Below are 9,347 nucleotides of genomic sequence, written 5' to 3'. Positions count from 1 at the left end.
ACACTGGCAAGCCCTTTTTGAAGTTTTTCTTACTTTTTTGATTGTTCGATTAAAAAGAACTCAAAACGCCTCAAAAGTAGGCTTTCTCTTACATCTCTTGTAGTTTCTTAGAGAATAAAGAGACTTTTTCCCAGTTTGTGTACTCGACTTCCTTGGTTGTATCCGTTTCGCCACCTGTCATATTCATAATGAAGCGAATCATGGTTTTATCGAACCAGTTATAACGAGGGTAATAGAGAGCCCCCGCGAATACACCGATCAAAGTTGGCTGCCACGGTGACTTAAGAAGAAACTTCTTAATATAAGCGCTACCTTCAGGGGTATCTTTACCTTGGTCTTCTTTACGAGCCGTTAAGTTAACGCAGAAGAAAGCGACCTTGTTTGATTGCAGTTGAGTAAGATTGGCATCAATGAACTGATATAGCTTCTTATTAAGGTGGCCATAACGAATAGATGCGCCAATCAAGACTCTGTCGTATTGAGCAAAGTCGACACTAGTAATAGAGTGCAGATTTTGAAGCTCACATTCGAACTCATTCATTTCTTCTTTTATATAGTTCAAGATTTTCTTGGTCTGGCCTTCACGGCTTGAATACAAAAATAGAGCTTTTGCCACAATATGTCCTTAGCTACGCCAAAACGTAGGGGTCAATAAAATTAATAAGGTGAATATTTCTAAACGGCCAAACAACATAGACACTATCAATACCCACTTTGCTTTGTCATTAACATCGCCAAAGTGCATTGCAACCTCGCCAAGACCAGGACCAAGGTTATTCAATGTTGCCGCCACAGCAGAGAAAGCGCTTAGCTCATCCATCCCCGTAGCAATAAGAGCCAACATACAAACCACAAAAACCAATGCGTATGCAGAAAAGAAGCCCCAAACCGCATCAACGACACGTTGTGGTAACGCCGAACCACCAACTTTGATGGTATAGACAGCACGCGGGTGAACAAGACGCTTCATTTCACGAGCACCTTGAAGTGTGAGCAATAAGATTCGAATGACTTTCATGCCACCGCCTGTTGAACCTGCACAGCCCCCTATAAAAGAAGAGAACAAAAGCAGAACAGGTAAGAATAATGGCCACTCAGAAAAACCAGTGGTAGTGAAACCAGCAGTTGTAGATATAGACACCGTTTGGAACAAAGCCTGATCAAAAGCATCGTAATACGAGTCATAAGAATTATGGTTAAGCAATAATAAGAAGCAAACTAAAAACAGCACCGCTTGAATAAAAATAAAAGCCCGGAATTCAGGATCTTTCCAGTAATATTTGGGATGTACACCACCGGAGGCAAACGCTGCAAAGTGTAATGAATAGTTACACGCAGATATAAGAAGGAACACGACGGTAATCATGTTGATAGCAGGGCTGTTGAAATAACCCATACTCGCATCGTGAGTCGAGAAACCGCCAATCGCAATGGTTGAGAAGCTATGGCTGATTGCATCAAAGAAACTCATTCCTGCAAGCCAAAACGCCACCGCGCAAGCAATGGTTAAACTGAGATAGATGTACCACAACGCTTTTGCCGTTTCAGCAATACGCGGAGTCATTTTGCTATCTTTTACCGGACCGGGGATTTCGGCACGATATAACTGCATACCACCAATGCCCAGAACAGGAAGGATAGCCACGGCTAATACGATGATACCCATACCACCAAACCATTGCAGAAACTGACGGTAAAACAGGATTGCTTTAGGGAGTTCATCGAGGCCAACAATAACAGTTGCGCCTGTCGTCGTTAACGCTGAAAACGATTCAAAAAAGGCATCGGTTACTGAGATATTGGGGTTATCGGCGATCAAAAACGGCAATGCCCCCGCACTGCCTATTACCGTCCAAAACAGAACAACAATCAAGAAGCCATCACGCGCTTTCAATTCATGTTTATAGCGTCGATTTGGAAACCAGCAAACCGCTCCACAAAATAATAGAGCGAAGAAGGTCGTCACAAATGGCACACCTGCACCATCTCGATAGATCAGTGCGACGAGCGCAGGTGCGAGCATTGATACACTAAAAAGTGCTAATAATAATCCGACGATTCGAATAATTGAGCGAAATTGCATGAGCTATTGAACGAAGCAAAATGCTTCAAACTTCCTAGTTGTCTTTAACTTTCGTTACCAGTGCCTTGGCACCGCTTTTATTGATCATGGTCTGGGTAAACGAATCTACCTGCAGGAGCTCTATCTCAATGATAAGCTCAACTTGAACACCATAATCCGCTTGTACCTCAACAGCCTGATGCTGAGCCATGATGGACTGTGCGATCGGCACAAAGCCATAGTCTAACTCTAGCCGTAATTTTGTGGTTATTTTTTTCTCGATAGTTTGAAGCTGCTTGAGCGCTTGTTGCACGCCTCCGCCATAAGCCTTAACCAAGCCACCTGTTCCAAGCTTAATCCCACCTGAATAACGAGTCACCACAGCCGTTAACTCACCAACACCAGAACCAGACAATTGCGCCAATATTGGCTTACCCGCCGTACCTGAGGGCTCACCATCATCGCTAAAGCCCCAAAGCATTGAGTCTTCAGGTCGCCCTGCAACAAAACCCCAACAATTATGTCGCGCTGAAGAATGCTCTTTCTTTACCTGCTCTACGAACTGTTTTGCAGCTTCTACACTTGGAGTATGAGCAAGATGAGTAATAAAGACGCTCTTTTTTATCTCTTCTTCAAACTGAGCCGACGCAGACGGTATTAAATAGGGCTGTTCATTCATATCGTTAACTTAATTAATAAGAGCAGCGAAGTGTATCACGCGTGAATAATAAGGGTTAGAGGATCTGTGCTATCGCACAATGTTAAACAATTGTTTAAAAAATGTATTGAAATTAGCTAAACAGAGGTACAGACTAAAGCAACTGGTCTTACCAGGTATTCTACAATACTAGAAAGATAACAAGATTCTCTCAAACAATCGTGGATTGTATGTCATGGAGATAGACAATGATTTACCAAGCTAACACCCTACAGGTAAAGGAGTTACAAGACGGTATCGCTGAACTAAACTTCTGCGCTCCGGCCTCTGTAAACAAACTCGACCTTGCTACTTTAGAATCACTAGATAAAGCGTTAGATGCTCTAAATGCTCACGTTGGATTACGTGGTTTAATCTTAACTTCAAACAAAGACGCGTTCATTGTAGGCGCAGACATCACTGAATTTCTTGGCCTATTCGCTAAGCCAGAAGCAGAACTTGATGAGTGGTTAAGATTCGCTAATTCAATCTTTAGTAAGCTCGAAGATCTTCCTGTACCAACTCTTTCAATGATGCGTGGCCATGCTCTTGGCGGCGGCTGTGAATGTGTCCTAGCAACCGACTTTCGTATCGGCGACAAGACCACCAGCATCGGTCTACCAGAAACCAAACTTGGTATCATGCCTGGCTTTGGTGGCTGTGTGCGCCTGCCACGTGTTATCGGCGCTGACAGCGCAATGGAAATTATCACGCAAGGCAAAGCATGCCGTGCTGATGAAGCGCTTAAGATTGGCTTGTTAGATGCGATTGTTGATACAGACCAACTACTAGACTCAGCAATTAATACTGTTTCTCTCGCTGCAAATGAAAAAATCGATTGGCAGCTACGCCGTAAACAAAAAACATCAGCGCTTTCACTAAGCAAACTCGAAGCGATGATGAGCTTTACCATGGCTAAGGGCTTAGTGGCTCAAAAAGCAGGACCTCACTACCCAGCTCCGATGACTTCTGTGATTGCTATTGAAGAAGCAGCACGTAGCGATCGCGATGCAGCACTAGACATCGAACGTAAACACTTCGTTAAGCTAGCAAAATCTGAAGAAGCGAAAGCACTGGTTGGTCTATTCTTGAATGACCAATACATAAAAGGCTTAGCAAAACAGGCTGGTAAATCTGCGAATAAAGCGACTGAACGCGCAGCGGTACTTGGTGCTGGCATCATGGGCGGCGGTATTGCTTACCAGTCAGCATTGAAGGGCGTGCCAGTGATGATGAAAGACATCGCACAGGCGTCTCTTGATCTTGGTATGAATGAAGCTTCTAAGCTGTTGAATAAACGCTTATCACGCGGTCGCCTAGATGGATTCAAGATGGCAGGCATTCTGTCTTCTATTACTCCAAGTCTGCATTATGCAGGTGTTGAACAATCAGATGTGATTGTGGAAGCGGTTGTAGAAAACCCTAAAGTTAAGGCAGCAGTGCTGAGTGAGGTTGAAGGTCTAGTTGGTGAAGACACAGTGCTTACATCAAACACCTCAACGATTCCGATCAACCTGCTAGCGAAATCTCTAAAACGCCCAGAAAACTTCTGTGGCATGCATTTCTTTAACCCAGTGCATCGCATGCCTTTGGTTGAGATCATCCGTGGCGAGCATACTTCAGAAGAAACAATTAATCGCGTAGTCGCTTACGCAGCGAAGATGGGCAAATCCCCTATTGTTGTTAATGACTGCCCTGGCTTCTTCGTAAACCGTGTACTTTTCCCTTACTTTGGCGGTTTCAGCATGTTGCTACGCGACGGTGCTGACTTCACTAAGATCGATAAAGTGATGGAGCGTAAGTTCGGTTGGCCAATGGGGCCAGCATACTTGCTAGACGTTGTGGGCCTAGATACAGCACACCACGCACAAGCCGTAATGGCGCAAGGTTTCCCAGAGCGTATGGGTAAAGAAGGTCGTGATGCGATTGACGCGCTTTATGTCGCTGAAAAATACGGCCAGAAGAACGGCAGCGGTTTCTACACATACAGCGTAGACAAACGCGGTCGCCCAAAGAAGACTTTCTCTGAAGACATTCTTCCTATCTTGGCTGACGTATGCCAACAGCCACAAGACTTTGATGACCAGACAATTATCCAGCGCGTGATGATTCCAATGATCAACGAAGTGGTGCTTTGTTTAGAAGAAGGTATTATCGCGACACCGCAAGAAGCGGATATGGCACTGGTTTACGGTTTAGGCTTCCCTCCATTCAGAGGCGGCGTATTCCGCTACTTAGACAGTGTGGGCATTGGTAACTTCGTTGAAATGGCGAAAGGCTACCAAGACTTAGGTGCAATGTACCAAGTTCCTCAACTATTGCTTGATATGGCAGCGAAGGGCGAAAGCTTTTACGACAGCCAACAAGCCAGTTCTCTGTAACCCACATTTGGAAAAGGAATAGCAAAATGAATAATGTAGTTGTTGTTGATTGCCTTCGCACCCCAATGGGACGTTCCAAAGGTGGAGCTTTCCGTCACACTCGTGCTGAAGATCTGTCCGCACATTTGATGAAAGGCATTTTAGAGCGCAACCCAGAAGTAAACCCTGTCGAAATTGAAGACATTTACTGGGGTTGTGTACAACAGACGCTAGAGCAAGGCTTCAACGTTGCACGTAACGCAGCCTTGCTTGCTGGTCTACCGATTGAGATTGGTGCGGTGACGGTCAACCGTTTATGTGGTTCATCTATGCAAGCTCTGCATGATGCGACCCGCTCTATCATGGTTGGCGATGCTGAAATCTGCCTGATCGGTGGTGTCGAACACATGGGTCACGTACCAATGAACCATGGTGTTGATTTTCACCCAGGCATGTCTAAGCACGTAGCGAAAGCGGCGGGAATGATGGGGTTAACCGCTGAGATGCTAGGTAAAATGCATGGCATCAGTCGTGAAGACCAAGATGCCTTCGCAGCTCGTTCACATGCTCGAGCTCAAGCAGCAACAGTAGAAGGTCGTTTCAAGAACGAAATCCTACCAACCGAAGCTCACGCAGCAGACGGTTCACTGTTCACTCTGGATTACGACGAAGTCATTCGTCCAGAAACTACGGTTGAAGGCTTGTCTCAGCTTCGCCCAGTATTTGACCCAGCAAACGGGACAGTAACAGCAGGTACTTCATCAGCTCTGTCTGATGGTGCTTCTGCAATGCTTATCATGAGCGAAGAGAAAGCCAACGCACTTGGCCTTAAGATTCGCGCTCGCGTGAAGTCGATGGCTATCGCTGGCTGCGATCCTTCAATCATGGGTTACGGCCCAGTACCAGCAACTCAAAAAGCACTTAAACGTGCAGGCCTAACCGTTGAAGACATGGGTGTGATTGAGCTAAATGAAGCGTTTGCTGCTCAATCTCTTCCATGTGCTAAAGACCTAGGTCTATTGGATGTGGTTGACGAGAAAGTTAACCTTAACGGCGGTGCGATTGCACTCGGTCACCCACTAGGCTGTTCTGGTTCTCGTATCTCGACGACCCTAATCAACCTGATGGAAGCACAAGACGTGAAATACGGCTTAGCAACCATGTGTATTGGTTTAGGCCAAGGTATTGCAACGGTATTTGAACGCCCATAGCGATCACTGACGGTAATACTTGAAGGGTAATCTTTTGTGCAGCTATATTTATATAGCTGCACTTTTTATTACTCGGCATCCGATAATCTATCGATTCGTTCAATGAACTTGGTAAAACAAAAAGCACCACCTATATCTATGCACAAAACGCATAGATTCAATGTTGATGTTTCATTATTTTTTCTCCAACGATTCAACTAAAGTTACTTCAGTTTCCTAATATTCCTCCTACGGAGCAGATCATGTTTAAAGCACTTGTACTAAACCAAGAAGACAAAAAAACTATCGCATCAGTTTCTCAGATTGATGAGTCTCAATTACCAGAAGGTAATGTGAAGGTTGATGTAAGTTACTCTTCTTTAAACTACAAAGATGGTTTGGCGATTACAGGTAAAGGGCGCATTGTTCGCAACTTCCCTATGGTTCCAGGTATCGACCTTTCTGGTGTGGTTTCACAATCTGATGACCCTCGCTACAAAGCAGGCGACGAAGTTGTTTTAACGGGTTGGGGGGTTGGAGAAGGTCACTGGGGCGGCATGGCTGAGAAAGCAAGCCTAAACGGTGATTGGTTAGTGCCTATGCCTAAGAGTCTAGACGCTAAGAAAGTCATGGCGATAGGTACTGCTGGCTTCACAGCAATGCTTTGTGTACAAGCTATCGTCGATGCAGGCATCAAACCAGAAGACGGTGAAATCCTAGTAACAGGTGCAAGTGGCGGCGTAGGCAGCGTATCTATCACTCTACTAAACCAACTGGGTTATAAAGTGGCAGCGGTTACTGGCCGAGCTTCTGCAAACGGTGAACTACTAAAATCACTAGGCGCGACACGTATTGTAGAGCGCGCTGAACTAGAAGAACCAGCAAAACCACTAGAGAAACAACTGTGGGCTGGTGCGATCGATACGGTAGGCAGTAAAGTACTTGCGAAAGTATTGGCGCAAATTGATTACAACGGCGCGGTTGCGATGTGTGGCCTAGCAGGTGGTTTTGACTTACCAACAACGGTAATGCCATTTATTCTGCGTAACGTTCGCCTACAAGGTGTGGACTCGGTAATGTGCCCTCGTGAAAAACGCATTAAAGCATGGGAACAACTAGCTGAGTTGCTACCTGAGTCTTTCTACGGCCAGGCCACTAAAGAAGTGTCTTTAGATGACGCAATTCAAGCTGCAGATGACATCACAAACGGTCAAATCACTGGTCGTGTAGTTATTAAACTGTAATTGTGAATTAAACTTCCATACCTAGAATAACAAAGGGCTGATCGTAATCAGCCCTTTTGCATTTTTGTCATTTCGATCGAGTAAACCAAAGCTAGGCCTCAGTTAACCTAAGCCAACATCCGCAATACGCTTTTGAATCAACTCACCACACTCTTCTTTAACGACCCTTCTCAGCCATTGTTGTGAGGCAGAAGAATCACAACGCGAGTGCCAGATAAGTGAGTAGTCAAACGGCATAAATTCAAATGGCAGTGGTTTAACGACTAAGTCATAACGTTCAGCCACCAAATAAGCCAAATCAGCAGGTACAGTGATCACCAACGGCATTCTATCAACAATCGCCAATGCCGCTTCAAGGTGATAAGCGCGCAGAACCATTTTTCGAGGCTGCTGATTAGCTAAAGCGTTATCGAGTAAAGCCTTAACACCATCACTGATCGCGATCATCGCGTGAGGCAGAGATACATAATCCTCAAGGCTTAGTGAACTATCTGCCAAAGGGTGATTTTTAGATAACAAGCACGACACGCCGACTGGCCCCAGTACTTCTTGATGAAGTGGCTCAATGCTGCCACTCGGACGACAAATCGCCATGTCGACATGTTCAGTACTGAGTTGTTTAAACAAATGTTCATGCTGCAACGGAGCAAACTCCAAAGAGATATTAGGTGCTTGTTCATAAATTTTCGGCAATGCATACGGCAAGATGGTTTGCATCGCATAGTCAGTGGTCGCAATCAAAAAACGTTCACTGCAATAGTAAGGGTCGAAAGCACTAGGACTAAGCAGTTGGCGGAATGATTCTAAAGGTTGATCAATACGCTGGCTGATCTCGAGTGCTTTTTTGGTGGGAATAAGGTGCTGACCTTGACGTGTAAACAGGGGGTCGTTGAGCAGTTCTCTTAAGCGACCTAATACTCGGCTGGTTGCCGATTGGCTTAGGTTAAGACGAAGCGCAGCCTGGCTAACACTGCCCTCTTCAATCAATACTTTTAAGGCGACCAGTAAATTCAAGTCTCTACGATAGATGTCTTCTAATTCCACGCCACTTACCTAGCTGTATACAATTATCATTGGTCACTAAGTTGTTTATAGCATGCTTTAGATAAAAAAAATCCCGCAATTACGCGGGGAAGCCCAAGAAAATTTGGGGATAGTGTCGGAATGTTGTCGTATCGGAATTCGCTTGTTGTACTCGGGTTAGTGCTCTTGCTCTTCGGCTATGCCTTGCCAACGGCGCATCTCTACCCAAATACCAATAATCGTTGCTACTATGCCAAAAATAGGCATCAGTGAGGTCTCTGTTGATGAACGCAGTACTAACGCACAAAAAGAAATAAAACAGAGAACCGAATAAATTGTTAATCTATCTAATCCTGTCAACATCGCCACTCCTTAGCTAGTTGCCTTTGTTTCAAGTTGTTATCAACTTGTTAACTAAGTTATAGAAATTGATTCTGTTTGCCAAGCACTTATTGCATATTTTTTCTGCAGACGTATTATTCACTCGTTAGATAGATATAGAGATACAAACCATGACATTCAAACCTGAACTGGCAACCCATACTTTAGAAGCTGAAGGCCTGCGTTGTCCGGAACCAGTAATGATGGTCAGGAAGACAATTAGAAACATGCAGGATGGCGATGTGTTACTGGTAAAAGCTGATGATCCTTCAACCACTCGTGACATCCCGAGTTTTTGTCGGTTTATGGATCATCAGTTGGTCGGCCAAGCGACTGAAGCTTTGCCGTACCAGTATTTGATCAGAAAGGGGTTGGAGGCGTAACGCCCCA

9 protein-coding genes are annotated in these 9,347 nt (G+C 44.9%); 4 read left to right on the top strand and 5 right to left on the bottom strand.

What is annotated here, in order from left to right:
- Positions 1-88 precede the first annotated feature (88 nt).
- From hemG to WR49_RS17530, 3 genes are read right to left on the bottom strand one after another with little or no spacing between them, the layout of a single operon-like run.
- The gene (gene hemG, locus WR49_RS17540; RefSeq protein ID WP_046224870.1) at positions 89-616 is read right to left on the bottom strand and encodes a menaquinone-dependent protoporphyrinogen IX dehydrogenase; all 528 of its coding nucleotides are present in this window, start codon (positions 614-616) and stop codon (positions 89-91) included.
- A gap of 9 nt (positions 617-625) precedes the next feature.
- Complete coding sequence (locus tag WR49_RS17535) at positions 626-2,083, bottom strand: TrkH family potassium uptake protein (protein ID WP_017055499.1); 1,458 nt, start codon at positions 2,081-2,083, stop codon at positions 626-628.
- A gap of 34 nt (positions 2,084-2,117) precedes the next feature.
- Positions 2,118-2,741 (bottom strand): YigZ family protein, encoded by a 624-nt coding sequence (locus tag WR49_RS17530; protein WP_017055498.1) that lies wholly within the window; start codon positions 2,739-2,741, stop codon positions 2,118-2,120.
- 227 nt (positions 2,742-2,968) lie between these two features.
- Between WR49_RS17530 and fadB the strand changes: the two genes are divergently transcribed.
- The 3 genes from fadB (at position 2,969) to acuI (ending at position 7,553) form a co-directional block, all read left to right on the top strand.
- Entirely contained in the window at positions 2,969-5,140 is a 2,172-nt protein-coding gene (fadB, locus tag WR49_RS17525) for a fatty acid oxidation complex subunit alpha FadB (RefSeq protein ID WP_017055497.1), read from the top strand.
- 26 nt (positions 5,141-5,166) lie between these two features.
- Positions 5,167-6,330: an acetyl-CoA C-acyltransferase FadA gene (gene fadA, locus WR49_RS17520; protein WP_046224869.1), complete on the top strand. Its 1,164-nt coding sequence runs from the start codon at positions 5,167-5,169 to the stop codon at positions 6,328-6,330.
- Positions 6,331-6,572: 242 nt separating this feature from the next.
- A complete protein-coding gene (gene acuI, locus WR49_RS17515; protein WP_046224868.1) occupies positions 6,573-7,553 on the top strand; it encodes an acrylyl-CoA reductase (NADPH) in 981 nt (326 codons plus the stop codon).
- A 102-nt stretch (positions 7,554-7,655) separates the two neighbouring features.
- Here the strand turns inward: acuI and WR49_RS17510 are convergent, their stop codons facing one another.
- Both WR49_RS17510 and WR49_RS17505 read right to left on the bottom strand, forming a co-directional pair.
- Entirely contained in the window at positions 7,656-8,597 is a 942-nt protein-coding gene (locus tag WR49_RS17510; protein WP_017055494.1) for a LysR family transcriptional regulator, read from the bottom strand.
- Positions 8,598-8,753: 156 nt separating this feature from the next.
- Positions 8,754-8,939 carry a hypothetical protein gene (locus WR49_RS17505; RefSeq protein ID WP_004736674.1) on the bottom strand — a complete coding sequence of 62 codons (186 nt, stop codon included), beginning with the start codon at positions 8,937-8,939 and terminating at the stop codon, positions 8,754-8,756.
- Positions 8,940-9,088: 149 nt separating this feature from the next.
- Between WR49_RS17505 and tusA the strand changes: the two genes are divergently transcribed.
- Positions 9,089-9,340: a sulfurtransferase TusA gene (tusA, locus tag WR49_RS17500; protein WP_017055492.1), complete on the top strand. Its 252-nt coding sequence runs from the start codon at positions 9,089-9,091 to the stop codon at positions 9,338-9,340.
- The last annotated feature ends 7 nt before the right edge of the window (positions 9,341-9,347 follow it).

Origin of the sequence: Vibrio sp. ECSMB14106 (genome assembly GCF_000972265.1) — a bacterium.
Taxonomy (GTDB): domain Bacteria; phylum Pseudomonadota; class Gammaproteobacteria; order Enterobacterales; family Vibrionaceae; genus Vibrio; species Vibrio kanaloae.
The sequence above is the reverse complement of the archived record's forward strand: the minus strand, read 5'-3'. Positions and strand labels throughout refer to the sequence as shown.